The 25,340-nt window shown below is 61.9% G+C and carries 31 protein-coding genes; 10 read left to right on the forward strand and 21 right to left on the reverse strand.

Features of this window, described 5'->3' with window-relative positions:
* The first annotated feature begins 34 nt into the window (after positions 1-34).
* The gene (locus K3177_RS12680) at positions 35-1,456 is read left to right on the forward strand and encodes a protein adenylyltransferase SelO family protein (RefSeq protein WP_221598554.1); all 1,422 of its coding nucleotides are present in this window, start codon (positions 35-37) and stop codon (positions 1,454-1,456) included.
* A gap of 65 nt (positions 1,457-1,521) precedes the next feature.
* On the forward strand, positions 1,522-2,934 hold the full coding sequence (gene astD, locus K3177_RS12685) for a succinylglutamate-semialdehyde dehydrogenase (protein WP_221598555.1): 1,413 nt from the start codon (positions 1,522-1,524) through the stop codon (positions 2,932-2,934).
* A 6-nt stretch (positions 2,935-2,940) separates the two neighbouring features.
* Here the strand turns inward: astD and K3177_RS12690 are convergent, their stop codons facing one another.
* Together K3177_RS12690 and K3177_RS12695 are read right to left on the reverse strand one after the other, a co-directional pair.
* Positions 2,941-3,651, reverse strand: coding sequence for a hypothetical protein (locus K3177_RS12690; protein ID WP_221598556.1), 711 nt, complete (start codon positions 3,649-3,651; stop codon positions 2,941-2,943).
* Between the two features lie 217 nt (positions 3,652-3,868).
* Positions 3,869-4,366, reverse strand: coding sequence for a glycine zipper 2TM domain-containing protein (locus tag K3177_RS12695; RefSeq protein WP_221598557.1), 498 nt, complete (start codon positions 4,364-4,366; stop codon positions 3,869-3,871).
* Positions 4,367-4,548: 182 nt separating this feature from the next.
* On the opposite strand from K3177_RS12695, the gene rarD reads away from it, so the two are divergent.
* Complete coding sequence (gene rarD / locus K3177_RS12700; RefSeq protein ID WP_221598558.1) at positions 4,549-5,469, forward strand: EamA family transporter RarD; 921 nt, start codon at positions 4,549-4,551, stop codon at positions 5,467-5,469.
* On the opposite strand, the gene pyrC is transcribed toward rarD, so the two are convergent.
* On the reverse strand, positions 5,429-6,466 hold the full coding sequence (pyrC, locus tag K3177_RS12705; RefSeq protein WP_221598559.1) for a dihydroorotase: 1,038 nt from the start codon (positions 6,464-6,466) through the stop codon (positions 5,429-5,431). The genes rarD and pyrC overlap by 41 nt on opposite strands.
* Positions 6,467-6,504: 38 nt before the next feature.
* On the opposite strand from pyrC, the gene ygfZ reads away from it, so the two are divergent.
* Positions 6,505-7,248, forward strand: a complete 744-nt coding sequence (gene ygfZ, locus K3177_RS12710) for a CAF17-like 4Fe-4S cluster assembly/insertion protein YgfZ (RefSeq protein WP_221598560.1) — start codon at positions 6,505-6,507, stop codon at positions 7,246-7,248.
* Here ygfZ and K3177_RS12715 read toward each other — a convergent pair.
* Positions 7,229-7,828 (reverse strand): TetR/AcrR family transcriptional regulator, encoded by a 600-nt coding sequence (locus K3177_RS12715; RefSeq protein WP_221598561.1) that lies wholly within the window; start codon positions 7,826-7,828, stop codon positions 7,229-7,231. The genes ygfZ and K3177_RS12715 overlap by 20 nt on opposite strands.
* 116 nt (positions 7,829-7,944) lie before the next feature.
* Between K3177_RS12715 and K3177_RS12720 the strand changes: the two genes are divergently transcribed.
* The gene (locus K3177_RS12720) at positions 7,945-8,823 is read left to right on the forward strand and encodes a metal-dependent hydrolase (RefSeq protein ID WP_221598562.1); all 879 of its coding nucleotides are present in this window, start codon (positions 7,945-7,947) and stop codon (positions 8,821-8,823) included.
* Between the two features lie 65 nt (positions 8,824-8,888).
* Here K3177_RS12720 and K3177_RS12725 read toward each other — a convergent pair whose 3' ends face one another.
* The 3 genes from K3177_RS12725 to rplU all read right to left on the reverse strand — a co-directional run bounded on the left by K3177_RS12725 (position 8,889) and on the right by rplU (position 10,380).
* Positions 8,889-9,431, reverse strand: a complete 543-nt coding sequence (locus K3177_RS12725) for a GNAT family N-acetyltransferase (RefSeq protein WP_221598563.1) — start codon at positions 9,429-9,431, stop codon at positions 8,889-8,891.
* A gap of 208 nt (positions 9,432-9,639) precedes the next feature.
* Positions 9,640-9,909, reverse strand: coding sequence for a 50S ribosomal protein L27 (rpmA, locus tag K3177_RS12730; protein WP_103024360.1), 270 nt, complete (start codon positions 9,907-9,909; stop codon positions 9,640-9,642).
* Between the two features lie 12 nt (positions 9,910-9,921).
* A complete protein-coding gene (rplU, locus tag K3177_RS12735) occupies positions 9,922-10,380 on the reverse strand; it encodes a 50S ribosomal protein L21 (protein WP_196845813.1) in 459 nt (152 codons plus the stop codon).
* A gap of 202 nt (positions 10,381-10,582) precedes the next feature.
* On the opposite strand from rplU, the gene K3177_RS12740 reads away from it, so the two are divergent.
* Positions 10,583-11,098: a hypothetical protein gene (locus tag K3177_RS12740; RefSeq protein ID WP_196845812.1), complete on the forward strand. Its 516-nt coding sequence runs from the start codon at positions 10,583-10,585 to the stop codon at positions 11,096-11,098.
* A gap of 62 nt (positions 11,099-11,160) precedes the next feature.
* On the opposite strand, the gene K3177_RS12745 is transcribed toward K3177_RS12740, so the two are convergent.
* The 14 genes from K3177_RS12745 to coxB all read right to left on the reverse strand — a co-directional run bounded on the left by K3177_RS12745 (position 11,161) and on the right by coxB (position 22,510).
* Positions 11,161-11,583 (reverse strand): hypothetical protein, encoded by a 423-nt coding sequence (locus tag K3177_RS12745; protein WP_103024357.1) that lies wholly within the window; start codon positions 11,581-11,583, stop codon positions 11,161-11,163.
* A 74-nt stretch (positions 11,584-11,657) separates the two neighbouring features.
* Complete coding sequence (locus K3177_RS12750) at positions 11,658-12,125, reverse strand: molybdenum cofactor biosynthesis protein MoaE (RefSeq protein ID WP_196845811.1); 468 nt, start codon at positions 12,123-12,125, stop codon at positions 11,658-11,660.
* Positions 12,112-12,360 carry a MoaD/ThiS family protein gene (locus tag K3177_RS12755; RefSeq protein ID WP_103024355.1) on the reverse strand — a complete coding sequence of 83 codons (249 nt, stop codon included), beginning with the start codon at positions 12,358-12,360 and terminating at the stop codon, positions 12,112-12,114. The genes K3177_RS12750 and K3177_RS12755 overlap by 14 nt, the downstream gene beginning before the upstream one ends.
* A gap of 3 nt (positions 12,361-12,363) precedes the next feature.
* Positions 12,364-12,666, reverse strand: coding sequence for a Rossmann fold domain-containing protein (locus K3177_RS12760; RefSeq protein ID WP_221598564.1), 303 nt, complete (start codon positions 12,664-12,666; stop codon positions 12,364-12,366).
* On the reverse strand, positions 12,663-13,037 hold the full coding sequence (locus K3177_RS12765) for a dihydroneopterin aldolase (protein WP_103024353.1): 375 nt from the start codon (positions 13,035-13,037) through the stop codon (positions 12,663-12,665). Before K3177_RS12765 ends, K3177_RS12760 begins: the two co-directional genes overlap by 4 nt.
* Before the next feature lie 11 nt (positions 13,038-13,048).
* Entirely contained in the window at positions 13,049-13,966 is a 918-nt protein-coding gene (locus tag K3177_RS12770) for an RsmD family RNA methyltransferase (RefSeq protein WP_221598565.1), read from the reverse strand.
* Positions 13,966-15,354, reverse strand: coding sequence for a threonine synthase (thrC, locus tag K3177_RS12775; RefSeq protein WP_221598566.1), 1,389 nt, complete (start codon positions 15,352-15,354; stop codon positions 13,966-13,968). The genes K3177_RS12770 and thrC overlap by 1 nt, the downstream gene beginning before the upstream one ends.
* Before the next feature lie 50 nt (positions 15,355-15,404).
* A complete protein-coding gene (locus K3177_RS12780; protein WP_221598567.1) occupies positions 15,405-15,977 on the reverse strand; it encodes an SURF1 family cytochrome oxidase biogenesis protein in 573 nt (190 codons plus the stop codon).
* Positions 15,978-16,137: 160 nt separating this feature from the next.
* Positions 16,138-16,959, reverse strand: a complete 822-nt coding sequence (locus tag K3177_RS12785) for a cytochrome c oxidase subunit 3 (RefSeq protein WP_103024349.1) — start codon at positions 16,957-16,959, stop codon at positions 16,138-16,140.
* Between the two features lie 66 nt (positions 16,960-17,025).
* A complete protein-coding gene (locus tag K3177_RS12790) occupies positions 17,026-17,598 on the reverse strand; it encodes a cytochrome c oxidase assembly protein (RefSeq protein ID WP_221598568.1) in 573 nt (190 codons plus the stop codon).
* Positions 17,599-17,721: 123 nt separating this feature from the next.
* Positions 17,722-18,639, reverse strand: a complete 918-nt coding sequence (locus K3177_RS12795) for a heme o synthase (protein WP_221598569.1) — start codon at positions 18,637-18,639, stop codon at positions 17,722-17,724.
* A gap of 23 nt (positions 18,640-18,662) precedes the next feature.
* Complete coding sequence (locus tag K3177_RS12800) at positions 18,663-19,622, reverse strand: alpha/beta fold hydrolase (RefSeq protein WP_247714483.1); 960 nt, start codon at positions 19,620-19,622, stop codon at positions 18,663-18,665.
* Positions 19,623-19,705: 83 nt separating this feature from the next.
* Positions 19,706-21,418, reverse strand: a complete 1,713-nt coding sequence (ctaD, locus tag K3177_RS12805) for a cytochrome c oxidase subunit I (protein ID WP_103024346.1) — start codon at positions 21,416-21,418, stop codon at positions 19,706-19,708.
* Between the two features lie 30 nt (positions 21,419-21,448).
* On the reverse strand, positions 21,449-22,510 hold the full coding sequence (gene coxB, locus K3177_RS12810) for a cytochrome c oxidase subunit II (RefSeq protein WP_247714484.1): 1,062 nt from the start codon (positions 22,508-22,510) through the stop codon (positions 21,449-21,451).
* Positions 22,511-22,721: 211 nt separating this feature from the next.
* On the opposite strand from coxB, the gene pyrE reads away from it, so the two are divergent.
* From pyrE to lepB, 4 genes are read left to right on the forward strand one after another with little or no spacing between them, the layout of a single operon-like run.
* Positions 22,722-23,303, forward strand: coding sequence for an orotate phosphoribosyltransferase (gene pyrE / locus K3177_RS12815; RefSeq protein ID WP_196845803.1), 582 nt, complete (start codon positions 22,722-22,724; stop codon positions 23,301-23,303).
* A complete protein-coding gene (locus tag K3177_RS12820) occupies positions 23,303-24,058 on the forward strand; it encodes a pyridoxine 5'-phosphate synthase (RefSeq protein WP_420493679.1) in 756 nt (251 codons plus the stop codon). Before pyrE ends, K3177_RS12820 begins: the two co-directional genes overlap by 1 nt.
* Entirely contained in the window at positions 24,055-24,456 is a 402-nt protein-coding gene (gene acpS / locus K3177_RS12825) for a holo-ACP synthase (RefSeq protein WP_103024343.1), read from the forward strand. The genes K3177_RS12820 and acpS overlap by 4 nt, the downstream gene beginning before the upstream one ends.
* On the forward strand, positions 24,414-25,337 hold the full coding sequence (gene lepB, locus K3177_RS12830) for a signal peptidase I (protein WP_196845801.1): 924 nt from the start codon (positions 24,414-24,416) through the stop codon (positions 25,335-25,337). The genes acpS and lepB overlap by 43 nt, the downstream gene beginning before the upstream one ends.
* Positions 25,338-25,340 lie beyond the last annotated feature (3 nt).

The raw sequence follows: 25,340 nt of genomic DNA on the forward strand, positions 1-25,340 counted from the left end.
TGTAACAGATGGGCTTGCCGCCCACTATCGCTGCATGCGCGCCGAACCGCAAGCCGTGAGCTATCGCCCCGACACGCCGATCGAATCTTTGGCCGATTGGCTGGGTGATCCCGTCGCGCCTGCCGATTTCCCGAAAACCCGCCTGCGGTTTCGCAATGACCTGCATGCAGCAGGTGTCGGACTGGACGGGTTGACCGACGACCAGTGGCAAAATCATTTCGGACGGTTCGAGCCTCTGGCAGACAATCTCGCCCGTCCGCTGGCCCTGCGGTACCACGGCCACCAGTTTCGCGTGTACAATCCGGAAATCGGCGATGGTCGTGGCTTTCTGTTTGCACAGATGCGCGATGGAGAAAATCGCCTGCTCGATTTCGGCACCAAGGGATCGGGCCAGACACCGTGGAGCCGTGCAGGCGACGGTCGGCTCACCCTGAAAGGCGCGGTAAGGGAAATCCTCGCCACCGAAATGCTCGAAGGTCTTGGCGTTTACACGTCCAAGACATTCAGCGTCGTGGAAACGGGCGAGGAATTGTGGCGCGGGGACGAACCCAGCCCGACGCGTTCAGCCGTTATGACCCGTCTCAGCCACGGTCATATTCGCATCGGCACCTTCCAGCGCCTCCTTGCCCTCGAAGAAGCCGAGCACATGGCACGGCTCGTCGATTATTGCCTCGAGCAGTTTCCCGGCCCTCCCCCGCCAGCCGATGCTCCGGGCCGCGACGATCCATCGGTGCGCCTGATGCACCTGGTGGTCGAACGCATGGCCGATCTCGCCGCCAGCTGGATGGTGGCCGGCTTCGTCCACGGCGTGCTGAACACAGACAATATGAACATTTCGGGCGAAAGCTTCGACTATGGCCCATGGCGTTTCCTGCCCAAGTGGGATCCAAGCTTCACGGCCGCCTATTTCGATCATCAGGGCCTCTATGCTTTCGGGCGCCAGCCCGAAGCGCTTCATTGGAACTGTGGCCAGTTCGCGGTCGCCTTGCGTCTCCTTACCGATGCCCCGCCCCTGATCGCAGCGATGGAGCGCTTCGGTCCGCTCTACATGGAGGCAATCGGCAGACGCTGGTGCTGGCGACTGGGGCTGGAAAGCCGCGATGCCGAGGCAAACGCGGATTTGGTGAATGCATGCGAAAAGCAGATGACCGAAAGCGGTATCGCGCCCGATCAATTCTTCTTCGATCATCGCGGCGGACGCAGCGCGACCGGCGCACTGGCCGAGATCATGCAAGGCTTCAAGCCGGTCGGCGACACCCATCCCTACTGGCATGGCGACGGCCCTGAATCGATGCTGATCGACGAGGTCGAAACCATCTGGGCAGCGATTGCCGAAAGCGATGAATGGGCACCCCTTCACGACAAGGTGGCCGCTCTTCGCCGGATGGGCGACGCGCATGGCACCCCTCCGCTTCCCCAAGGCCACTTGCCACCCCAGGCCGACGACTTGAATTGACGCGGAGCCTGTTACCTCCCACTTAGGCCCCACTTCGCGCCCCCATAGAGGAAAACCACATCAAGATGGCGACCGACCTGGTCTCAACCGAACCCGCAACCGGCCGGGAAATCTGGCACGGACAATCCGGCAATGTCGATAAGACGGTCGAACGCGCGAGAGTGGCGATGCGCAGTTGGGCACGCGAACCTCTGGGTCGCAGGATCGAGCTCATGCGGCGGTTTGCCAATCAGGTTCGCAAGCATTCCGAAACATTTGCCGAACTCATCGCCCGTGAAACCGGCAAGCCGCTCTGGGAAGCGCGGACCGAAGTGGAAGCGGTCATCGGCAAGGTCGAAATCTCGGTTACCGCCTATGCGGAACGTACCGGCCAGAAAAAGCTCAATAGCGCGCTTCAGGGAACGGCGGCGCTACGCCACAAGCCGCATGGCGTGATGGCGGTTCTGGGGCCCTACAATTTCCCGGCTCATCTGCCGAACGGACACATCATTCCCGCGCTGATTGCTGGCAATGTCGTGATTTTCAAACCGAGTGAAAAGACGCCCGCCGTGGGCGAATTCCTTACCCGCTGCTTCCACGAAGCCAAGGTGCCGGAAGATGTGATCCAGTGCATTCACGGCGGCGTCGAAGTTGGTCAGGGGCTCGTCGAACACTGGATGGTGGACGGTGTTCTGTTCACGGGTTCGGCCCGTGCGGGCATCGCCATCAACCGCAAGCTGGCTACGGACCCTGGCAAGATCGTCGCGCTAGAGATGGGCGGCAACAATCCCATCGTCATGCTCGACACGCCGAAGATCGAAGATGCTGCGGCCACGATCATCCAGTCGGCCTTCACCACGGCTGGCCAGCGCTGCACGGCTGCACGTCGGCTGATCGTCGTCGATTCCATGTTCGACAAGATCGTACCCGCAGTAAAGGAAATGGCGGAAAAGCTGATCGTCGACGAACCGTTTGCCGATCCCCAGCCCTTCATGGGCTGCGTGATCGACAATGGCACGGCCGATCTCCTCTCGGAAAGCTTCGTTGCGCTGATGAGCCGCGGTGGCCGCCCGATCATGCATATGAAGAGGCCTGACGAGAGCCTGCCGTTCCTTTCGCCGTCTATCCTGGACGCTACCGATATTCACGAACGGCCGGACATCGAATTGTTCGGGCCCTTGCTACAGGTCATTCGCGTCCCCGATTTCGAAGAAGCGATCAAGGAAGCCAACAACACGCGTTACGGGCTCTCGGCCTCGCTGATCGGCGGTCAGCCGGAAGATTTCGAAACATTCTGGAGCGAGATTCGCGCCGGGATCGTCAATTGGAATCGGCCGACCAACGGGGCTTCATCCGCAGCGCCTTTCGGCGGCGTTGGCTTGTCCGGCAATCATCGCCCGGCGGCATTCTACGCCGCAGACTATTGCGCCTATCCGGTCGCCAGCAATGAGATGGAACAACCGCGCGCCACCATCGGCGTGGGCCTCAGGAACGAGTAAACCGTATCAGTTGGTGGTGACCAGATCGATCTGGGTCACACCCTGGGGCAACCGCTTGCCATAAACGACATAGGCGGCATCACCTTTCATTCCCGAAAGAATGTTGTCGCCTGCTGCCGTGACGTGTTCGGCGCTGTACCCGGCGCCCTTCGCGCGGGTGTAATAGAAGGCCAGAACCTCATCCAGCGCGACGGGTGTGAAGAACGACACGATGCGTAGGGCACAGGCGCCTTCATCCGTTCCGGCAGCTTCCTGCGTATTGGCACGCGGATAGACCGGGAAAGCCGGTGGTAGCTTCGCTGCCCAGGCACTCGTGTAATTTACTTTCTCACCGCAATTTTCGCCGCCCGGAGCGACCGCTGCCTTGGCCGCGGCAACCATGGCCCGGCTCGGCGTAGCATTGTTGCCAAGCGCCTTGGCCCCCGGTGCAAAGACCATATTGCTGCGCCCGCCAACCAGTTCGCCCGCACGATCGCGCGCAGCTTCCACGGCACTGGCCGATTTGTCGATATTGGGAATCGCCGCGTTGCCGGTACCGGAAAGGGCGGCATTGGCCTCGTTGCGACCGGCCATATCGGGGTCGGTCATCATCTCGTCATTGAGCGCCTGTTCGCTGGCCGGGTCCATCGCATCGGCTTCGGCCTTGTCATTGCCCCTGTCACCGCACCCGGCGATGAGGACAAACGGCAGAACGGAGGCAAGCAGGCGACGTTTCATCAATGGACCTTTCGGCTTTAAAGCATTGACCGACTAACGCCTGAACCCGCACCCGTTCCAGTCCGATGCGGATGCATGCACCATTGCGGGACAGCCCGCCGCCTGACGGAAAAGGGCGCCGCCCGCCCCCTTTTCGGGGTTCGGACGACGCCCTCACGGCTCGGTGGGAACCGTGGTTTCCGGCCATGGGTGGGCACGGCCGGAACTCGCGACGTGATTAGCCGCAGCGGGTGCTGGAGCGATCGATCGTACGGCCGAGGAGTGCGCCAGCCGCACCGCCCAGAAGCGCACCGATGGTACGGTCACCGCGTCCGGCCACTTCGTGACCAAGCAGCGCGCCTACGCCAGCACCGACCAGCAGACCGGTGGTGCCATCGTCGCGGCGGCAATAATAGCGGTTGTCGTTACCGCGCCAGACGCGGGTGTTCGAACGAACGGGCTGGCCGTAATTGCGGTCGTAACCCATGTAATAGGGGCGCGACTGGTTGCCGCGATAGTGACGGTCACGATAGTCGCGGCCGCGATGATCGCGGTAGTCGCGGTAGTCGCGGTCGCGATAACGGCGGTCGCGCTGGTGTTCGAACGTCATGTCGCCGGTCACGGCAGCATGGGCGTTAGGATTTGCATGGAGGGCCGGTGCAGCACTGGCTGGCATGGCGAATGCGAGGCCCGAAGCGGCAATGGCCATGGTGGCGGTCTTGAAAAGTTTCGACATGGCTTTTTCCTTTTCTCTTCCAACGGACGGAGGGGGGCTCCGGCGATGTCGTTAAGCTTTAAAGGGGTTTACCTGAACGGAATGCAACGCCGCAGTCAGATTTGAAAATTTCGACGAAGCGAGTTTCTGCCGGTGACGAATTGAGGCTTGCGGGCAATTTGCAAGCCGCCTAGCGCGGCCCGATGGATGCAGGTGGCCCTTCTCAGCATGACCGAAAGGGTCTGGCAGCGGCGTTCGGCGCCTATATTATCTGGGGCTTCCTGCCACTTTACCTGATTCTCGTGCAGACCGTGCCGGCGTTCGAATTCGTTGGCTGGCGCATTATCTGGACGTTGCCGCTCTGCCTGCTCATCGCATTGTTCCGAAAGCAGGGGGGCGAACTGCGCGCGGCGCTCGGTAATCGCCGCACGGTCGGCTGGCTCGCCCTCAGCGCGTCGCTGATCGCCGTAAACTGGGTGGTGTATGTCTGGGCGATCCAGACAGGCGAAGTCTATGCGGCAAGCCTTGGCTATTACATAAATCCGCTCGTCAACGTCCTGCTCGGCACCGCACTGCTCGGCGAACGGCTCACACGGCCGCAGTGGCTCGCAGTCGGCATCGCAGCCGTCGGTGTATCGCTTCTCGCGGCCGGCGCGGTGACGACTCTATGGATCAGCCTCACTCTGGCGCTCACCTTCGGTACCTATGGCTTGATCCGGAAGCGCGTCGTGGTGGGATCGGTCCCCGGCCTGACGATCGAATCGCTTCTGCTCCTGCTCCCCTCGATCGGCGTCGTTTGGTACTATGCCCAGACACAGGGTTCGTCCTTCGCGGTCTCGACCGAGCTGAGCCTTTCCATCATGCTGGGCGGCGTACTAACCGCCGTTCCTCTGCTGATGTTCGCAATCGCGGCTCGCAAGCTGCCCTATTCGATGCTCGGCTTCATCCAGTTCCTAGCTCCCAGTATCGTTTTCATCCTGGGGCTGACCGTCTTCGACAAGCCGCTTCATCCGGCTGAAATCGCCTGCTTCGCCTGCATCTGGCTGGCAGCGGCGATATTCGTCTGGGATCTGGTGGCGAGGTCTAGGAAACAAGCCGCCAGGCAAGTGTTTCCCCCGCGTTGAAGGGCACGATCGGCGCTGCTCCGCCGTCTACTTCTCGAGGGACATCGACCGGAGCCTTCTCCAGAGTGATGCGCTCCTCGTTGGGCGCCATGCCATAGAAGCTCGGCCCGTTCAGGCTGGCGAAGGCTTCGAAATTCCCGAGTGCATCTTCGTCGTCGAATACCTGAATGTAACTTTCCAGTGCGAACGGGGCATTGAAAATGCCTGCGCAGCCACAGTCGCTTTCCTTGTCGTGCCGGTGGTGCGGCGCACTGTCGGTACCGAGAAAGTACTTCGGCGATCCACTTGTCGCAGCACCGCGCAGCGCCAGCTTGTGCTGCTCGCGCTTCGCTACGGGCAGACAATACATATGCGGGCGAATGCCGCCGACCAGAATGTCGTTGCGATTGATGTGGAGGTGCTGCGGCGTGATCGTCGCAGCGACATTGGGGCCCGCGCTTTCGACGAAGCTGACCGCCTGCATGGTAGTGATGTGTTCGAAGATCACCTTCAACTGCGGCAGCCGGTCCACCAGCGGCTGGAGCACGCGGTCGATGAACACCGCCTCCCGGTCGAAGATATCGATGTCCGGGGTGGTCACTTCGCCATGAACGCATAGCGGCATGCCGATCTCTGCCATCCGTTCGAGAACGCCCATGATATTGCGCACATCGGTCACCCCGTGCGCCGAATTCGTCGTCGCACCTGCGGGATAGAGCTTGGCTGCAATCAAGACGCCATCCGCGTGGCCGGCAGCCAGATCGTCGGCGTCGGTTTCGTCGGTGAGATATGCGGTCATCAGCGGGGTGAAATCGGTACCATCGGGCACTGCATCCAGGATCCGCTCGCGGTATGCCGAAGCGAGCGCGGTGGTGGTCACCGGCGGGGCAAGGTTCGGCATCACGATCGCACGCGCGAACTGGCGGGCGGTATGCGGCACGACGGCACGCATCGTATCGCCATCGCGGAAATGCAGGTGCCAGTCGTCGGGGCGGCGGATTGTCAGCGATTCGACCATGTGGTTGCCTATGGCGGCGGGCGGCCTATCTGTCACCCATGACTGCCACTCGACTGATGAACCGTGCCGTGATCCGCCTGTCGACCGACGATGCGGAGGAAAACGTCGCGTCCTTCCTCCAGGGTCTCGTGACAAACGACATCGCCGGGACCCTTCCCGCCTATGCCGGTCTGCTGACGCCTCAGGGTAAGACCCTGTTCGATTTCATCGTGTGGCCGGGTCCGGCAGGCGAATTGCTGATCGATTGCGAAGCGGGCGCGGCGGAGGGTCTGGCGAAGCGTCTGTCGCTCTACCGTTTGCGTCGCAAGATCGCGATTGCCGTCGATCCGCGTGTCGGTGTCCACTGGCGCCCGGAGATGGGCGATGGCGCGGCGACGGACCCTCGGCTGGGCGCGCTCGGCCAGCGCTGGCTCGCTCCTGCAGAAGATAGCGATGAAGCTGCTGACGACGCCTGGCAGGCGCATCGCCTCGCCATGGGCGTGCCCGAAGGCAGCGCGGAACTTGGCGATATCCTGTGGCTCGAAACCAATGCCATCGAACTCCACGGCGTCAGCTTCGCCAAAGGCTGCTACATCGGTCAGGAAAACACCGCGCGCATGAACTGGCGCAGCAAGGTGAACCGGCGGCTAGTGGTCGTGCCGCTGGATCAGTCTGATGAAAAGCGGCGCAAGGCGGAATATCCTGCGCACGGGCTTGCCGTCGATCATTTGCGCGTTGCCGATATCGACCCCGCGCTGGCCCCGGAATGGATGCGCCCCGGGCTCACCCCTGCGGAAGAGTAAGCTCCATCGAGCGGACCAGCATCCGCTCCGCCCTGTCGCGTGCGGCAGTTTCCGGAAGCCCCAGCGACCGCGACAGCGCCTTGCCGATCAACGCATCGCCCATCGCCATCAGCACCAGCGCCAGCGTTTCTTCATGGACCTGCATCGGCGCCGCGCCATGAGCGGCCTCACCCGGTGCGATTTCGTCGACCAGCTGGTGAATGGTTTCCACGATCGGCGTCAGCGCATCTTCATTGCCGGTCAGGATCATCCAGCTGGCCAGCGCGCCTGCGCCTTCCTTGTCGAAGGCATCGAATGCCAGGTCGACCACTTCGCGCGGGCTGCCCAGCCCTGCCCGGCTCGCCCGCACGGCATCGATGATCGTGTCGCACACCGTGCCCGCCAGATGCCCCGCCAGCGCCTTCTGCAGGCCGGCGGCCGATCCGAAATGATGCAGCAGATTGGCATGGGTGCGGCCGATGCGGGCGCCCACCGCCTTCAGCGTGACCGATTGCGGCCCCGTTTCGATAAGCAGGCCCCGGGCCGCCTCCAGCGCGGCCAGGCGCGATTCTTCTGGAGAAAGTCGTTTACGCGTCGCCATATGTCCACGAAGTATCCCATTCATCGCAAGTGGGAAACCCGTTAACCGCATGTTATTGACAGTAATGTCAGTAGGACTTACTTACATTCATGTCAGTTAATCCCACGGAGCTTTCCATGAACGCCCCCGTTTCCATTTCCCCCGACGTCCGCAATGCCGCGCCCACGCCGGAAGACCTTACCATCACCGTCCGCGACGAACGCTTCAATCGCGATTCGACACCGCGCAAGTGGTGGGCCGGCGATGCGTTCGGCACCGCCTGGCACAATGCCCTGTCGGCCACCTTTCCTCGCGGCGAAGCCTTCTTCATCGAAGCGGTGAAGGCCCATCGCGATGGGGCCGACCCCAAGCTCGAGGCCGAAATTCGCGCCTTCGTGAAGCAGGAAATCAACCACACCCGCGAACATATCGCCTTCAATCGTCTGGCCGAAGATCACGGCTACGATATCAAGGGCATCGACAAGCGCGTGGCCGAACTGCTCGCGCTGACCAAGGATCGTCCCGCCATCGCCAATCTGGCGGTGACCATGGCGCTCGAACACTACACCGCCATGATGGCCGCCGAATTCCTGGCCAATCCGCAGCATTTCGCCGATTCCGATCCGGAAGTGCGCGACATGTGGCGCTGGCACGCGGTCGAGGAAATCGAGCACAAGGGCGTTGCCTTCGATACCTGGAACCACGCGACAAAGGACTGGAGCGACGGCAAGCGCTGGCGTGTGCGCAGCATCGTCATGCTCAGCGTGACCGTCCGGTTCTTCAAGAATCGCTGGGCCGATTCGCTCGCCCTGCTCAAGCAGGATGGCATCACCGGCTGGAAAGCGCGCTGGGGCCTGTTCAAATATCTGACCGTCAGCCCCGGCGTCGTGCGGCGCATATTCCCGGCATGGCTCGCCTACTTCAAACCGGGCTTCCATCCGTGGGATCACGACGATCGCGCCCTGATCAATGTTTATGAGGGCGAATTTTCCGACGCCCTGATGCCCGCGGAATAATTTTCCGCCCAATAGCTGCTAGAAGAAAGGCCCCGCGAGGTGATCGCGGGGCCTTTTCCGTTTGGTCAGGCGGCCTGAAGCGGCATCAGCGTCTCATCGGACAGGTGCAGCCGGTAAAGCGCGCAGGGCGCGTCGCTACCCCGCCCTTTGCTGTGGCGCGGAACGATCTTGCCGGTCGGTACGAAGCCGATCTTGCGCAAAACGCGCCCCGACGCCGGATTGTCGGTGAAATGGCCCGCCTCGATTCGCTGGTGGCCCAGCAGCCGCGCAACCTCCAGTACGCCGCGGGCCGCTTCGGTGGCGAAACCGCGCCCCCAGTATGGCTGCGCAATCCAGTATCCCAGTTCGGTCTGGCCGTTCTCGTCCGGATCCATGCCGATGCATCCGACGATTTCCGACCCTGACGGCGTCGGCAGCGTGATCAGGAAACGCGGATAGAACGGATCGGTGTTGCGCATCACGAATTCGTGCGCATGTCGGGGGAGATAGGGCCAGGGCGCGCTGGCAAGGTTGCGGACGACGCCTTCGTCGGCAATCGCGCGCAAAAGTGCATCGGCATCTTCGGGCCAGGCAGGCCGCAGCAGCAGCCTCTCGGTAACATGGAACATCGGTATTCTCCCCGTATCTCCACGCTCCGGGCTCCTAGGCCGGACGCGTGACAATTGCGTGGCGGCGAAAGGATTTTTCGCCGACGAAATCGAAGAGGGAGAAACGACGAGAGGGAGACGGGTTGGTCCCATCTCCCTCTTCGGTTGCCGGATCATGGACCCGGCTGGGACCGTCCCGTTTGGACGATCCCGTTATCGGAGCGTCCGGTTATTCCGCGGCTTCGGCCATCATATCGACCGAGACGAATTTGCGGTCGAGTTTGCCCTTGTGGAATCGCACAATACCGTCGGTAAGCGCGAAAAGGGTGTGGTCCTTGCCCATGCCGACATTGGCACCGGCATAGAACTTGGTACCGCGCTGGCGCACGAGGATGTTGCCGGCGACGACGTTCTCGCTGCCGAACTTCTTCACACCAAGGCGACGACCGGCTGAATCGCGACCGTTACGCGACGAACCGCCTGCTTTCTTATGTGCCATCGTCCGTGCTCCTTACTTCTTGTCTTCGGTCTTCTTGGCTGCGGCCTTCTTGGGCGCTGCCTTCTTGGCCGGTGCCTTGTCGGCAGCTTCCGTCTTGGGAGCAGCCGTCTTCTCGTCGGCGTCAGCCTTCGGAGCCGCTTCCTTCTTCGGAGCCGCCTTCTTTTCGGCCTTCGAATCGCCGACCGCCGTGATGCGCAGCAGCGTCATCTGCTGGCGGTGGCCGTTCTTGCGGCGATAGTTGTGGCGGCGACGCTTCTTGAAAACGAGGACCTTCTCGCTCTTGGCCTGCGCAATGATCTCCGCCGAAACGGTAACCTTGCCGGCATCCGAAAGCTTCTCACCTTCGCCTGCAAGCAGGACGTCACCCAGCGTGATGGTGTCGCCGGCTTCTCCAGCCAGCTTCTCAACCGCGATCTTGTCTCCGGCGGCAACCCGGTATTGCTTGCCGCCCGTGCGCACTACTGCGAACATGGTACGTGTCTCTCGTTCAATTTGCTGTGCCCTAACCCACAAGACGAACTCTTGCGAATAAACGGCGCGCCCGTCAGGCCGCCAGAAGCAGCCCCGGAAAGAAGCGTGCCGTTAGGCCAAAGGCGGTCCCAAGTCAACGCCCGGTACGAGGAAATTTGCATCCTCGCTGGCGCGCTGCGACGCGCGTGATATGGAGGGTGTGATGATCGACCGCAAGCATCTTGTCTTTCCGTTCGCCGCACTTCTGGTGGCAGGCTGTGCCGCCTCTTCGGACCGCTATCCGTCGCTGGCCGTGCGCGATGTGGAACGCGCGGAAGGTACGTTCGACCCCGTACCGGGCCCGCAACTCGACGTTCCCGAGGTAGAAGTGGATGTCGGCCCGGATCTCGGCGCGGGCCTCACATCCCTCGTTGCAGATGCCCAGGCTGCCCATACCGCCTTCACCGACGCCGTCCCTGCGGCAGAACGCAGCGTTCGGGCCGCATCGGGCAGCAGTATCGGCAGCGACAGCTGGGCAGCGGCTCAGGTCGCTCTTGCCGATCTCGATTCGGCGCGCAGCAATGCGGCAATCGTGCTGGGCGAACTCGATACGCTCTACACCGCTGCCACCGTGCAGGCAGAAGACGCCACGGCGATCGTCGAAGCGCGCAACACCGTCATCGCTCTCGTATCGGAAGAAGATTCGGTGCTGGAACGGCTGCGCGCGCAGGTTCGCTGAACGCCAGGGGCACGAAGCCGGTTTCCCGGCTCCGCGCCCCCGCCCCCATAAACCGGTACCGCTCAGACGAGCGCGGCGATCGTGACCGTGGTCACTCCCCAGCAGAAGATCAGCACCGGCAGGATAAGCACCTGCACCGCGGCATCGCGCGCAGTCACCCGGCCCGTATGGGTGGCAATTCCGTCGCGGACGAGCTTTGCCCAGCTCATGTTCCGCCCCCGGTGCTCCGGCGCCATCCGTGTCCACACCGCCGGCAGACCGAATCCCGCGACGATGAAGAGGGTGAAGATCACCATCGGTATGATGAGCCCGGGCGATGACAGGCCAGCCGCCATGACCGCGAGAAAGCCGAGATAAAGCCCCACGGTCGCGACATAGAGCCCCTTGGGCAGTTCGAAGCTGCGATCGACTTCGTGCGTTACCTGGGGCGAATCGAGGATGATCGCCTGTTCGGCAACGAGTTCGCGGGTGAAATGCTTGGACATGGCGTGCTCCTTTGATGGAGCAGTGATGCGCCGGTCAGACCGCGCTTTCCTTGATCTGGATCAAGAAACCCGAATTATTTCCAGCGTGCCAGATCGCTATGGTCCTGCCCACGCGGTTCGATCCAGTGCCAGCCATCGCCGCGGCGTTCGCGCTTCCACAGCCATGCTGCCGATTTGAGATGGTCCATCAGGAAATCGGCGGCCTCGAAGGCGTCGCGGCGATGCCGCGCGGCTGCGGCAACCAGCACGATGGCATCGCCCGGCGCCATGACACCGACCCGGTGCCACACAAGCGCGCCATCCAGCGAAAATCTCTCCTGCGCCTCTTGCGTCAGCTCCTGCATGCCGGGCAGCGTGAGCGGTTCGTAATGCGACAGTTCGAGCGCTTTGACATTGCCATCGGGTCGCACCTTGCCGAGGAAGGACACGATCCCGCCCGCCTCGCCATGCGCGGCATTGAACGCCGCCAGCGCTTCGCCCACCGACAGTCCCTTGTCGAGCAGTCGAACGTCCAGCGGGACGGAGATGCTAAGCCTGGCCACCGCTCACCGGGGGTAACAGGGCGACTTCATCGCCGTCCTGGGCATCGAGGGCGGTCTTGTCCGCCAGCACCCGTCCCTGGCACGCGATATTCACCCGCGTCTCGCGAAGCTGCTGCGCAATCTCGGCGTCGACCTGCTCCAGCAACCCTTCCCAATCGAGTGGGGCGGCAACTTCGATTTCCGATTCGCCGGCCAGATCGCTCAGCGGACCAAGGAAAAGAATGCGTACACCCATCGATCAGGTCTCCAGATACTGCCCGGTTATGCCGGGCGCCGCCGCAAGATAGGTTTCGGTCGCATCGACCGCTTCGCCCCCATCACCGGCAACCATGTTGATCCGGCGCGGCGCATATTTACGGGCAAGCCCTGCAACCATGGCCAGGCGCCACTGTCGATGGGTGTGATCGGCAGGCGGGACGAGTATCAATGCGTCTTCGCCCCCATCCAGGGCTTGCTCGACCTGCTCCAGCCAGTGCTGGTGGAATGCGCCCGCCGCGGCGAGCGGGTCTTGCGGCAGGCCGTCTACGGCGATTCGCTTCATTCCCGGCGCTCGCGGTGCAGGGTGATGCCGATCTGCTCGCCCGCCTCCGCGATCGCCAGCTTGACGATCTTCACCGTCACCGCTTCGATCCTTCTGTCCTGCAGGAACAGGGTCTCGCACACGTGGTCGGCTACGGCCTCGATCAGCTTGAAGTGCACACCTTCGGGCAAGGCACCCGATGCGGCGAACTTCAGATCCATGTAATTCTTCGAATCGTCGAGCGGCGTGTCCGGATCGTAACGGCGAAGCGGCTTCATCCGCACCTTGATGGTGAAACGCAGCGGCTGCGGGCGGCCGGTTTCTTCCGAATAAATACCGGTGAGCACATCGTGCTCGAACTCGGCCACTTCGAGGATCAGCGAATCGTTCATGCGCGCGCCTCCTAGCGCGGATTGGACCAGCGCGCGAAAATCGCGGTGGGTAGCAGGCGCCCTGCCCGCTGTTCGTCATTGGCCTGTTCGAGGCTGTCTTCCTGCACTGCCAGATCGCCATGCTCGATCTTGCCGGGCAATCCGGCGAACAGCTCTTCCAGCAATCCACCCAGGGCAAGGCTGCTCATCCGTACGGCATAAACGGTGAGGAACAGGAACCGGCTGTCTGCATCCAGCAATTGGCGGCAGTCCGAAACGAGGCCGGGAAGCCCCTCTTCCAACCGCCACACCTCGCCGTCGGGCCCGCGGCCGAATTTGGGCGGGTCGAGGATGATCCCGTCATAACGCCGGCCGCGCCGCACTTCGCGCGCCGTATACTTCATTGCATCTTCGACCAGCCAGCGGATCGGGCGATCATCGAGGCCCGCAAGCGCCGCATTCTCGCGCGCCTGCGCTACAGATTTCTTGCTCGCATCGACATGCGTAACCCGGCCGAACCGGCTCAGCGCCTGTGTACCGACCCCGGTATAACCGAACAGGTTCATGGTCTCGGCGTCGGTGGCACCGGCCAGTTGCTCACCCATCCAGTCCCACACCGGCGCCATGTCGGGGAAGAAACCGAGATGCCGGAAGGGCGTGCATTGCGCGGTAAAGCGCGCCTCGTCGCCCCAACCGAGTTCCCATCCATGTTCCGGCACCTCGCCGGAATATTGCCAGCGGCCTCCGCCGTCCTCGTCGCTGCCAGGCACGAATTCGCCATCCGCATTCCACTCGGGCAAGCGCGGCGACCACATGGCCTGCGGTTCGGGGCGAATGAAGCGATAGGGTCCGTATTCTTCGAACTTGCGACCATGGCCGCTGTCGAGCAGGCGATAGGCATCCCAGCCCTCGCCGACCATCAACACCGGATCGCGCATCAACTCCGCCATCAGGCATGTCCCAGAATGTGGTCGCGCACCGCCTCGTACGTGCCGGGAAGCTCGGTATAGGCTTCCTCGCGCGCGAACAGGTCGCCTACCCGCGCGGGCAAGGACGGCCGCGTCCCGGTGGAACGTTCGACGGCATCGGGAAACTTCGCCGGGTGCGCCGTCGCCAGCGTGACGACCGGCACGTCGTGAGGAAGCTCCACCGCGCGCGCTGCATGCAAGCCGATCGCGGTATGAGGGTCGACGATCTCGGCACAGTCCTCGCACGCCCAGCGCATGGCCCGTGCCATGTCGTCCTCGTCGGCGCGCATGCTGGTGAACAGCGCAGCCGCTCCATCGCGCTGTGCATTGGTCAGCTGCATCGCTTTGCTGGCCTCGAAACCGCGCATCTGTTCGGCCAGGGCGATCCCGTCACGCCCCCCGACATCGAACAGCAGCCGTTCGAAATTGGAACTGACCTGGATATCCATGCTCGGCGCAGCGGTCGGTGTGACTGTTCCGGTCGAATAGTCGCCGTTCGACAGTGCTCGATACAGTATGTCGTTGGTGTTCGTCGCCACAATCAAACGTTTGATTGGCAAGCCTATCCGTTCGGCAACATGCCCGGCAAAGACATCGCCGAAATTGCCCGTGGGCACGCTGAAGGCTACTTCGCGCTCCGGCCCGCCCAATTGGAGGGAAGCCGCGAAGTAATAAACAACCTGCGCCATTAGCCGCGCCCAGTTGATCGAATTGACGGCCCCGATCCGGTGCTTCGCCGTCACGTCCCGATCGGCGAAAATGCGCTTAACCATCGCCTGCGCATCATCGAACGATCCGTCGATCGCGATGTTATGGACATTGGGCGCACGCACCGTCGTCATCTGGCGGCGCTGCACGTCGCTGACCCGCCCCTTTGGGTGAAGCATGAAAATCTCGACCCGGTCGAGACCTGCCACGGCATCGATAGCCGCGCTGCCGGTGTCCCCGCTGGTCGCGCCGACGATGGTCAGCGTGCCATTTTCCCGCGCAAGGAATTCCTCGAACAGCAGGCCCAGCATCTGCAGCGCCACGTCCTTGAAGGCGAGTGTCGGACCGTGGAAGAGTTCCAGCAGCCACTGCCGCTCGTCGAGCTGCGTCAACGGCGTCACCGCGGCATGGGCAAAGCGCCCGTAAGCCTTGGCCGTCAGCCCGCGCAGGCTTTCCGGCGTCAGGCAGTCGCCCACGAAGGGCTGCATGACCCGGGCAGCCAGTTCGGCATAGGGCAGGCCGCGCATCGATGCGATCTCGTCACGAGAGAAACGCGGCCATTCCGCCGGAACGTAGAGACCGCCATCATTGGCGAGGCCGGCGAGCGTGACGCCAGCAAAATCGAGCGTCGGGGCGCTGCCGCGAGTAGAGACATATTGCATCGTGTCAGCCGGTTAGCGCCGGTAACTGGAGCGGGCAAGCAAGCCGCTCTTTAATCCGCCCTAGCCCGCGTCGCCTTGCGCCGTAGCGCCAGCACATAAATCACCAGGGCAGTCAACGCGAAAAAGAACCACTGCCCGGCATAAGCCAGGTGATTGTTGGGCAGATCGCGCGGATCTGGAGAGGCGAGAGGTTCGAGTCCCGCAATAGACTCGCTCGCGACGATCCTGCCGCCGGGCGCAATCGTACCGCGAACAATGCCGCCGTCCCAGCTCACCGGCGCCGGGTCGCGTGAAAATCCGAGGTCGATGGTTGCGATCTCACCGCTACCGAGGCGACAGGTCGCCCGCTGAGCCACGCCCTTTTCTCCGCGCTCACTAGTACCGGCAACCGTCGTGATGCCATCGACACGGGCGCAATCGACGCTCGTGCGACGGTAGAGGACCTCATCCAGCGCATCTGGCGAGCGCGGATAGTCAACCTCCGCCGACATCTGCAGTGCCTGCTCTGCCCGTGCAATCAGCGCAGCCTTTTCATCCATTCGGCCCAATTGCCAGATCCCGAGCGCGATCATGGTGGCAATGGCCGCAGCGACGACAAGCGTGGGAAGAATGGGAACGCGCATCAGAAAATCCTGCTTTAGCCCTCGCGGGCACCAGTGTGACGCCCGTCGATCAATTGCTCACCAGTCGCGACCATCGCCGGGAATCGCTGCGCCAAACCGAGAAGGGCAGCCTCGGTGAGACCGGGCTGCCCTTCGCGTGTTTCGAATTCTGCCGAGCCCATTAGTGGACGGCAGCACCCCAACCGCCCCAAACATAGATGGCGACGAAGAGGAACAGCCAGACGACATCGACGAAGTGCCAGTACCAGGCCGCCGCTTCGAAGCCGAAGTGCTGACGCGGCGTGAAGTGGCCCTTGTACGTACGGATCAGGCAGACGATCAGGAAGATCGTGCCGACCAGCACGTGGAAACCGTGGAACCCGGTCGCCATGTAGAACGCCGAGCTGTAGGTGTTCCCGCCGAAGGCGAAGGGCGCATGCATGTATTCATACGCCTGGATCATGGTGAAGACCGCGCCCAGGATAATGGTCAGCCAAAGCCCCTTCTTCAGCCCTTCGCGATCACCGTGGATCAGGCTGTGATGGGCCCAGGTCACGGTCGTACCCGAGCAGAGCAGGATCAGCGTGTTGAGCAGCGGCAGGCTGAAGGGATCGATCACCGCCTCGATGGCGACCGGGGGGAAGACCCCGCCGACGACTTCGGAAATCTCGCTTGGGAACAGCGCGAAATCGAACCAGCTCCAGAACCAGCCAACGAAGAACATCACTTCCGAAGCAATGAACAGGATCATGCCGTAGCGCATGTGCAACTGCACGACAGGCGTGTGATCGCCGCGCTCGGCTTCCTTCACGATGTTCGAGAACCAGCTGAAGAAGGTGGCGATCAGGCCTGCGATACCCAGACCAAGCACGAGATGGCCATTTGCCATGTCGTGCATGTAGAGCACCATGCCGCTGGTGAAGACCAGCGCCGACAGAGAGCCGACGAACGGCCAGATATCGGGTTCGAGAATGTGATATTGGTGATTGACGTTGCCAGCCATTGTACTCGCGTCCTGGGTTTCGCTTTGCGGGTGCCCTTAATGCGCCAATGCCCGCTGGTCTAGGGGCTACTCGGCAGATTCCAGAGCCCGGTGAAAAGTATACGACAATGTGATCTGCTCGACATCGTCCATATTCGGATCGTCGAGCGCCTTGGGATCGACATAATAGAGCACAGGCATGCGCACTTCCTGACCCGGTTTCAGCACCTGTTCGGTGAAGCAGAAACACTGAATCTTGTTGAAATAGGCGCCAGCCTGTTCAGGCTCGACGTTGAAGGTCGCGGTACCGGTGATCGTTTCGTTTGAATTGTTCTTGGCGAGATATATCGCCATATCGCGCTGACCGATCGTTACCGTGTCCGTGACCTGTTCCGGCCGGAAGCTCCACGGCACGTCATTGGCCGTCGTGCCGTCGAAACGGATCGAAATGGTCTTGGCCCCCGCACTGGCGCCCAGTCGTTCGGCCAGGGCGGCGTCGCTTTTGCTGGCGCGCTGCGTGGTACCGCCGAAACCGGTCACCTGGCAGAACATCTGGTAGAGTGGGACCGCTGCGAATCCCAGGCCGAGCATGCCCAGAGCGCCCAGGAATGCGAAGATCGCCGTGCGGTTCTTGCGTGAATCGAGAGTTGCAGCCGTCATGCGTCCCTCACATCCGTGCGATGGTTATCACGTAGAATAGAACGGCCAGAAACAGCAGAATACCGCCCAGCACGAGATTACGGCTCTTCTGGCGGCGTTTGTATTCGGTTTCTTCTTCGGGGGTCATGCGATACATCCCAGATTGGCCAATACCCTGTCAGCCACCAGTGCGGCAAACAACGCGAAAAGATAGATGATGCTGAATGCGAACAGGCGCTTTTCGGGCTTCATCGTGTCGTTCTCGCCAGTGTGGCGGAAAGCGACGGGAAACGAAAGGGCAAGAAAGGCAAGCGAGAGCGCAAGCGATGCAACACCATAGACATAACCGGTCCCGCCGATGAACCACGGCGCCGCCGCGACCGGCACAAGCAGTACGGCGTAAGCAAGTATCTGGTGCCGCGTCGACGTTTCGCCGCGCACCACGGGCATCATGGGAATGCCGACATTGGCGTAATCTGTCTTCACGAACAGGGCGAGCGCCCAGAAATGCGGCGGCGTCCACATGAAGATAATCAGGAACAGCAGCACTGGCATGAGTGTGATGTCGCCGGTCACGGCAACCCAGCCTATCATCGGCGGGAACGCCCCCGCCCCGCCGCCGATGACGATGTTCTGCGGTGTGCGCGGCTTGAGCCAGACGGTATAGATCACCGCGTAGTAGAAGATCGACAGCGCCAGGATCGTCGCTGAAAGCCAGTTCACAGCCAGGCCCATGATCATGACCGAAGCAGCCGATATCAATACGCCGAAATCGCGCGCATCGGTGCGGTTCATGCGGCCTGCGGGAAGCGGCCGCGCCGCCGTGCGTTTCATGCCAGCGTCGATATCGGCTTCCCACCACTGGTTGAGCGCTGCAGCGCCGCCCGCGCCGAGCGCGATGCACAGGATCGCGGTAAAGCCAAGTATCGGATTGATATACCCGGGTGCAGCCAGCAAACCACATAAGCCGGTAAAGATCACCAGGCTCATGACGCGTGGCTTGGTCAGCGCGAAAAAGTCGCGCCATTCCGTAGGGAGCTGGGTGGGAACGGTCTGGGTCATGGAATCGAGCGCCCTATAGGGCGTCAGAGGCGCTTTAGCCAGTCAATCAGGATGCGGTTCACCTCGCCCGGCCTTTCCTGCTGGGTCCAGTGCCCCACTCCATCGAGTATGTGACCTTCGACATTCGGCACGAACATCTTTACCAAACCGATCGGATCCTCGACCGCACCGAACAGGAAAGTGGCCGGATCGCGTGTGCCGCCGATGAACAAAGCGGGCTGTTCGATCAATTTGCCCGCCCAACCCTGTAGCCATTCATAGTCGGCTTCATGGTTGCGGTAGCGGTTGAGCGGCCCTCGAAAGCCGGAGGATTTGAACTCCGCCTCATAAAAATCGAGATCGTCCTCGGTCAGCCAGCCTACCGGCGCTGGATCGGGCAGCCCTTCGAGGAAGGTGGCCCCCAGCGGCTTGTCGAAGTAATCTCCTGGCGGGACATCGCCGCTGATCGAATACATCATGCGGGCCACCCAATCGCGCGGATCCCGCTCGGCTTCCGCTTCGGCGACGCCCGGCTCCTGGAAGTATTCCTGATAGAAGAACCGCCCTTTGGACGTGAAATGTTCGCGAAATACCTCCGTGAACGGGCGATTGGGAACGCCGGCGAAGGGAACGGAAAGTCCCGCAACTGCCCGAAAGTGCTCCGGATGCGTCAGCGCCGAATTCCACACGATGGGTGCGCCCCAGTCGTGTCCGATCAGGGCCGCCGGCTCATCTGGCGAAAGAGCGTTGCGCAGTCCGACGAGATCGCCGACGATCCGCTGCAAGGTATAGGCTTCGATCGGATGCGGTTTGTCCGAACCGCCATAACCGCGCACATCGATCGCGCAGGCGGTGAACCCCGCCGCTGCAATCGGGCCGATCTGGTGTCGCCAGCTGTACCAGCTTTCCGGAAAGCCGTGGACCATGATGACCAGCGGTCCTTCGCCCTCGATTGCACAGCGCAGGCTTGCGTCGCCCGTATCGATCGTCCGCATTTCACGCATTCGGTTTCTCCCGTCGAGATATGAAAACGGCCGGTCCACCATGGAACCGGCCGCGCTTTCATGTCCAGTCTTTCGAGCGTGGATCAGGCCGGATGGGCCTTGCTGATGTGGTCGTCGGAGGTGTGGTGATCCTCGATCACCGGCAGCTCGCTGAACTGGTGGTACGGCGGAGGGCTCGACAGTGTCCACTCGAGCGTCGTCGCGCCTTCACCCCAGTAGTTTGCAGGAGCCTTCTTCCCGGCCACGAATGCGTAGACCAGGTTGGCGAAGAAGAAGATCATCGAACCGGCCATGATTTCGTAGCCGATAGAGCTGATCTCGTTCCAGTAGGCATAGGCATCCGCATAGTCGGGATAGCGACGCGGCATGCCCTGCAGACCCAGGAAGTGCTGCGGGAAGAAGATCACGTTCACGCCGATGAAGAAGCCCCAGAAGTGCAGGTGGGCCAGCAGTTCGGAGTGCATCTTGCCGCTCATCTTCGGGAACCAGTAGTAGAAGCCCGCGAAGAGCGAGAATACGGCACCCATCGACAGCACGTAGTGGAAGTGCGCGACGACGAAGTAGGTGTCGTGAACGACGTCGTCGATGCCACCATTGGCGAGATAGACACCCGTCACACCGCCGACGGTGAACAGGAAGATCATGCCGATCGCCCAGACCATTGGGGATTTGAACTCGATCGAGCCGCCCCACATGGTGGCGATCCAGCTGAAGATCTTCACTCCGGTCGGAACCGCGATGACCATGGTCGCTGCGGTGAAGTACATCTTCGTGTTCACGTCGAGACCGACGGTGTACATGTGGTGCGCCCAGACAACGAAGCCGACGACACCGATCGCGACCATGGCGTAGGCCATGCCGAGGTAACCGAACACCGGCTTGCGGCTGAAGGTCGAGACGATCTGCGAGATCATGCCGAAGCCCGGCAGGATCATGATGTACACTTCGGGGTGACCGAAGAACCAGAACAGGTGCTGGTAGAGGATCGGGTCGCCACCACCGGCCGGATCGAAGAACGTCGTACCGAAGTTACGATCGGTGATCAGCATGGTGATCGCTGCAGCAAGAACCGGCAGGGCCAGGAGCAGCAGGAAGGCGGTAACCAGAACCGACCACACGAACAGCGGCATCTTGTGCAGGGTCATGCCCGGCGCACGCATGTTGAAGATGGTGGTGATGAAGTTGGTGGCGCCCAGGATCGAACCTGCACCGGCAAGGTGCAGCGCGAAAATGGCGAAATCGACGGCCGGGCCTTGCGAACCCGTGGTCGAAAGCGGCGCATAGACCGTCCAGCCCGTACCTGCACCCGGACCTGTGCCGCCCGGCACGAAGAGCGAGAACATCAGCGAGCAGAAGCCCGCAACGGTCAGCCAGAACGAAATGTTGTTCATGCGCGGGAAGGCCATGTCCGGCGCGCCGATCATCAGCGGGACGAACCAGTTGCCGAAGCCGCCGATCATCGCCGGCATGACCATGAAGAACACCATGATCAGGCCGTGAGCGGTGATGAACACGTTCCACATGTGAAGTGCGGTGTCGAAATCGGCACTGCCGCCCATGAACTGAGCCCAGAACTGCAGATACTGGATACCCGGCTCAGCCAGCTCCATCCGCATGATGCCCGAGATCGCACCACCCACGATACCCGCGATGATCGCGAAGATCAGGTAGAGCGTACCGATGTCCTTGTGGTTGGTGGACATGAACCAGCGCGCGAAGAAACCGGGCTTGTGGTCCGCATCGTGATGCGCGTGATCTTCGTGGTGGGCCTCGAAGTGGTCGGCGGTAGTAGCCATCGTGCTATACTCTCGAGCTAATCGTAAATCTTAAGCGGTCGGTGCGACAGGAGCAGCGCCTGCCCCCGGAGCGCCGGGTTCGGAGCTTTCGGGCTGCTGCAGCGGAGCGGCGGCAGGTTCTGCTGCCGCTTCTTCCTCTTCGGCACCGGCGATGGTGCCACCCTGGGCCAGGACCCAGGCATTGTACTGATCCATCGGCAGCGCTTCGATCGCGATCGGCATATAGCCGTGACGCGCACCGCACAGTTCAGAACACTGGCCATAATAGACGCCGGGTTCGTCGATGAAGAGCATCTTTTCGTTCAGGCGTCCGGGGACCGCGTCGAGCTTGAACCACAGGCTCGGCACCGCGAACGAGTGGATCACGTCGGCTGCAGTCGTCTGCAGACGGATCGGCACACCGGCGGGAACGACCATGCGATTGTCGACGGCCAGCTGATGGGGCTCGCCCACCGCGTCGGCTTCTTCCTTGCTCAGCATGTTCGAAACGACTTCGAACTCGCCATTGTCGGGATAGGAATAGCCCCAGTACCACTGATAGCCGATGGCCTTGATGGTGATCGCATCCTTGGGCGGCGATTTGTACTGCGCGCTCAACAGGCCGATCGAAGGCACGGCGATGCCGAGCAGGATCAGCGCCGGAACGACAGTCCAGATCACTTCGATCAGCGTGTTGTGGCTGGTCTTCGAAGGCACCGGATTGGAGCGCTTGTTATATTTGAGGATGACCCAGACGAACAGGGCCAGCACGAACAGGCTGATGATGACCATGATCCAGACCAGCCCGATGTGAAGAGCGTTCGCCTGGTGGCCGATCGGCGAAAACTGCTGCTGGACATCGATTGCCTTGGCGATCGGCATGCCCTTGCCTTCGGTCGGCTTCATCGGCGTATAGGCATCGGCACCGGGGCCGACATCCTCGCTCGAAGCTTGCGCAACATCGGCCGCAGCGACTTCTTCAGTCTGCTGCGCCGCAGTCGTTTCGGTGGCATCCTGTGCCATCGCGCCCTGCGCGCCGAAAGCCAGCATCGCCGCCATCGTAAGGCTGGCGACAATCCGGTGGAACCCGTGGAGGGAGCCGAGAATTTTCATCGTCTTGGCACTCTTTCGTGTCGTGTCTCGTTCCGGGCCTGCCACACTGCGCGAATCTCGCGTACGCGGCAAGACGCGCCCCTGCGAGGGCCCGGTTGCGCCCGCCCTATAGGCAGGGATCGCGCTTGCCTCAAGCGGCTGGCCGATAAAAATGTGCACGCACCTTTGCCTCTTGCGAAAATGTGCGCGACGCGCTTTGGACGCAGGCATCATGACTGAAGACGAAATTATCTCCGAATTCCGTGCCAGCGAAGCTCTCCTCGAAGGCCATTTCAAACTTTCGAGCGGGCGCCACAGCGGGCATTATCTCCAGTGCGCGCGCGTACTTATGAATTCGGAAAGGGCGGGCAGGCTCGCTTTTGCCCTCGCCCAGAAAATCCCTCGCGAACTGCGCAACCAGATCGATGTGGTCATCAGCCCGGCCATGGGCGGCATCATTATCGGCCAGGAAATGGGCCGCGCCCTCGGCAAGGATGCCATGTTCCTCGAACGGCCCGAAGGCACGTTTCACCTTCGCCGTGGCTTCCGCCTCGAACCGGGGGCGAAGGTCTTGATGGTCGAAGACGTCGTCACGACCGGACTTTCCAGCCGCGAGGCGATCGCGGCCGTGAGTCGCGAAGGCGGCCAAGTTGTTGCCGAAGTCGCGCTGGTCGATCGCTCGAACGGCGCGGCCGATCTCGGCGTGCCTTTCTATCCGCTCGTGGACATCAACTTTCCGACATACGCGGAAGACGAAATTCCCGCCGATCTGGCAGCCATCCCGGTGACCAAGCCCGGAAGCAGGGCAGCTTGATCGATCTGCCGCATCCCCCACGCCTGAGACTGGGCGTCAATATCGACCACGTCGCAACCATCCGGAATGCGCGCGGAGGTGATCATCCTGACCCTGTCCGTGCGGCAGAAATCGTGGCGCAGGTGGGCGGGGACGGCATCACGGCGCATCTGCGTGAAGATCGTCGCCATATTCGCGATGCGGACCTCGAGCGCATACAAAAGGCCACCGACCTTCCGCTGAACCTCGAGATGGCGGCGACCGAGGAAATGCTGGCCATCGCGCTCGTGCACAAACCGCATGCCGCCTGCATCGTGCCTGAAAAGCGCGAAGAACGGACGACCGAAGGCGGGCTCGACGCGGCAGGGTTGCACAATCAGCTCGCGCCCATCGTGTGGAAGCTGGCCGACAATGGCATCCGCGTGTCCTTGTTCATAGAAGCGAGCGAACGACAGCTGGAAGCAGCCCAACTCCTGCGTGTGCCGGTGGTCGAATTTCACACCGGCGAATATGCCCATGCCGGGCTCGACAATGATGAAGAGCGCGAAGCGCGCGAACTGAAACGCATCGCCACCATGTCGAAGATGGCTCGCCAGATGGGGATCGAGCCGCATGCCGGGCACGGCCTGACATATGAGAACGTAAAACCTGTCGCCGCGATCCCCGAACTCGCCGAACTCAATATCGGCCACTATCTCGTGGGCGAGGCAGTGTTCGTCGGGCTGGAAACGGCAGTGCGGCGCATGCGCGATCTGATGGACGAGGCACGCTCTTGATCATCGGCCTGGGCTCCGACCTGTGTAATATAGAGCGGATCCAGAATTCGCTGGATCGTTTTGGCGAGCGGTTCGAGAATCGCGTCTTTACCGAGATCGAGCGCGCCAAGGCCCGCCGCCGCCCCTTCACCATCGCCGGCACTTACGCCAAGCGTTTTGCGGCCAAGGAAGCTTTTTCGAAAGCTGTCGGCACGGGTTTCCGGCGCGGGGTCTTCATGAAAGACATCGGTGTGGTGAACGCGAAATCCGGTGCGCCCACGCTTTCGCTGACGGGCGGCGCCGCAATCGTGCTTGCGGAAATGGTGCCAGAGGGCCATGAGGCGCGCATACACCTCACCCTCACCGACGATCACCCATGGGCTCAGGCCTACGTCATCATCGAGGCCCTACCCAAGTGACCACCGGCACACCGGCAGTGAACGACACCAGCAAAAAGAAAAAGAAAGCTGACGACAAGGTCGACTGGATCGCGGAAATCCGCGGTCTGGCCTTGATGCTGTTGGCTGTTTTCGCGTTTCACAGCTTCATCGCGAAGCCATTCTATATCCCGTCGGAATCGATGATGCCGAACCTGCTGGTGGGGGACCGGCTGGTGGTGAGCAAATATCCCTACGGCTGGAACTGGTCGTCGATCAGCTTTCACCTTGCCCCGCGTGGCAAGTGGCGCCTGTTCGGCTCGACCCCGGAATATGGCGACATCGTCATTCCCGTGCACCCGCAACGCGATGAGGATTATATCAAGCGCGTTGTCGCACTCCCGGGTGACCGGATCGCGGTACGCAATGGTCAGATCATCCTCAACGGCACCCCGGTCGAACAGAAGGTGGAACCCGCCATCGCCCTTCCGCTGGATGCCAACTCGCGCTGCGACGGTTTCGGTTTCGACGACTTCCGCTCTACCAACGCCGATGGCAAACCTATTTGCCGCGTACCCGTAATGCGCGAAACCCTGCCCAATGGGGCGACCTATCTCATCATCGACCACCAGAATCAGGATCTGGACAACTTCCCCGAAATCACCGTTCCCGAAGATCATGTCTTCGTGATGGGTGACAATCGCGATCACTCGGCAGACAGCCGCGAACTGAACCACCCGCGCGGCCTCCTGGGCCCCATTCCGCTCGAAAATATCGGCGGGCGTGCCGAGTTCATCACCTTCTCGCTCGACGGTACGACCACGATCAATCCGATCAGCTGGTGGACCAGCCTGCGCGAAGGGCGCGCCTGGTCGACCCTGCGTCCCGCCATTGCGGAACGAAAACCCGCTCCCGAACGCTAAAGC

The organism is Qipengyuania pacifica (genome assembly GCF_019711555.1).
Lineage (GTDB): Bacteria > Pseudomonadota > Alphaproteobacteria > Sphingomonadales > Sphingomonadaceae > Qipengyuania > Qipengyuania pacifica.

Excerpts from the sequence above, each read along its gene's own strand:
- K3177_RS12680 (WP_221598554.1), top strand. The coding sequence starts at position 35 with ATGCGCGCCGAACCGCAAGCCGTGAGCTATCGCCCCGACACGCCGATC.
- astD (WP_221598555.1), top strand. The coding sequence starts at position 1,522 with ATGGCGACCGACCTGGTCTCAACCGAACCCGCAACCGGCCGGGAAATC.
- K3177_RS12690 (WP_221598556.1), bottom strand. The coding sequence starts at position 3,651 with ATGAAACGTCGCCTGCTTGCCTCCGTTCTGCCGTTTGTCCTCATCGCC.
- K3177_RS12695 (WP_221598557.1), bottom strand. The coding sequence starts at position 4,366 with ATGTCGAAACTTTTCAAGACCGCCACCATGGCCATTGCCGCTTCGGGC.
- rarD (WP_221598558.1), top strand. The coding sequence starts at position 4,549 with ATGGATGCAGGTGGCCCTTCTCAGCATGACCGAAAGGGTCTGGCAGCG.
- pyrC (WP_221598559.1), bottom strand. The coding sequence starts at position 6,466 with ATGGTCGAATCGCTGACAATCCGCCGCCCCGACGACTGGCACCTGCAT.
- ygfZ (WP_221598560.1), top strand. The coding sequence starts at position 6,505 with ATGACTGCCACTCGACTGATGAACCGTGCCGTGATCCGCCTGTCGACC.
- K3177_RS12715 (WP_221598561.1), bottom strand. The coding sequence starts at position 7,828 with ATGGCGACGCGTAAACGACTTTCTCCAGAAGAATCGCGCCTGGCCGCG.
- K3177_RS12720 (WP_221598562.1), top strand. The coding sequence starts at position 7,945 with ATGAACGCCCCCGTTTCCATTTCCCCCGACGTCCGCAATGCCGCGCCC.
- K3177_RS12725 (WP_221598563.1), bottom strand. The coding sequence starts at position 9,431 with ATGTTCCATGTTACCGAGAGGCTGCTGCTGCGGCCTGCCTGGCCCGAA.
- rpmA (WP_103024360.1), bottom strand. The coding sequence starts at position 9,909 with ATGGCACATAAGAAAGCAGGCGGTTCGTCGCGTAACGGTCGCGATTCA.
- rplU (WP_196845813.1), bottom strand. The coding sequence starts at position 10,380 with ATGTTCGCAGTAGTGCGCACGGGCGGCAAGCAATACCGGGTTGCCGCC.
- K3177_RS12740 (WP_196845812.1), top strand. The coding sequence starts at position 10,583 with ATGATCGACCGCAAGCATCTTGTCTTTCCGTTCGCCGCACTTCTGGTG.
- K3177_RS12745 (WP_103024357.1), bottom strand. The coding sequence starts at position 11,583 with ATGTCCAAGCATTTCACCCGCGAACTCGTTGCCGAACAGGCGATCATC.
- K3177_RS12755 (WP_103024355.1), bottom strand. The coding sequence starts at position 12,360 with ATGGGTGTACGCATTCTTTTCCTTGGTCCGCTGAGCGATCTGGCCGGC.
- K3177_RS12760 (WP_221598564.1), bottom strand. The coding sequence starts at position 12,666 with ATGAAGCGAATCGCCGTAGACGGCCTGCCGCAAGACCCGCTCGCCGCG.
- K3177_RS12765 (WP_103024353.1), bottom strand. The coding sequence starts at position 13,037 with ATGAACGATTCGCTGATCCTCGAAGTGGCCGAGTTCGAGCACGATGTG.
- K3177_RS12770 (WP_221598565.1), bottom strand. The coding sequence starts at position 13,966 with ATGGCGGAGTTGATGCGCGATCCGGTGTTGATGGTCGGCGAGGGCTGG.
- thrC (WP_221598566.1), bottom strand. The coding sequence starts at position 15,354 with ATGCAATATGTCTCTACTCGCGGCAGCGCCCCGACGCTCGATTTTGCT.
- K3177_RS12780 (WP_221598567.1), bottom strand. The coding sequence starts at position 15,977 with ATGCGCGTTCCCATTCTTCCCACGCTTGTCGTCGCTGCGGCCATTGCC.
- K3177_RS12785 (WP_103024349.1), bottom strand. The coding sequence starts at position 16,959 with ATGGCTGGCAACGTCAATCACCAATATCACATTCTCGAACCCGATATC.
- K3177_RS12790 (WP_221598568.1), bottom strand. The coding sequence starts at position 17,598 with ATGACGGCTGCAACTCTCGATTCACGCAAGAACCGCACGGCGATCTTC.
- K3177_RS12795 (WP_221598569.1), bottom strand. The coding sequence starts at position 18,639 with ATGACCCAGACCGTTCCCACCCAGCTCCCTACGGAATGGCGCGACTTT.
- K3177_RS12800 (WP_247714483.1), bottom strand. The coding sequence starts at position 19,622 with ATGCGTGAAATGCGGACGATCGATACGGGCGACGCAAGCCTGCGCTGT.
- ctaD (WP_103024346.1), bottom strand. The coding sequence starts at position 21,418 with ATGGCTACTACCGCCGACCACTTCGAGGCCCACCACGAAGATCACGCG.
- coxB (WP_247714484.1), bottom strand. The coding sequence starts at position 22,510 with ATGAAAATTCTCGGCTCCCTCCACGGGTTCCACCGGATTGTCGCCAGC.
- pyrE (WP_196845803.1), top strand. The coding sequence starts at position 22,722 with ATGACTGAAGACGAAATTATCTCCGAATTCCGTGCCAGCGAAGCTCTC.
- lepB (WP_196845801.1), top strand. The coding sequence starts at position 24,414 with ATGGGCTCAGGCCTACGTCATCATCGAGGCCCTACCCAAGTGACCACC.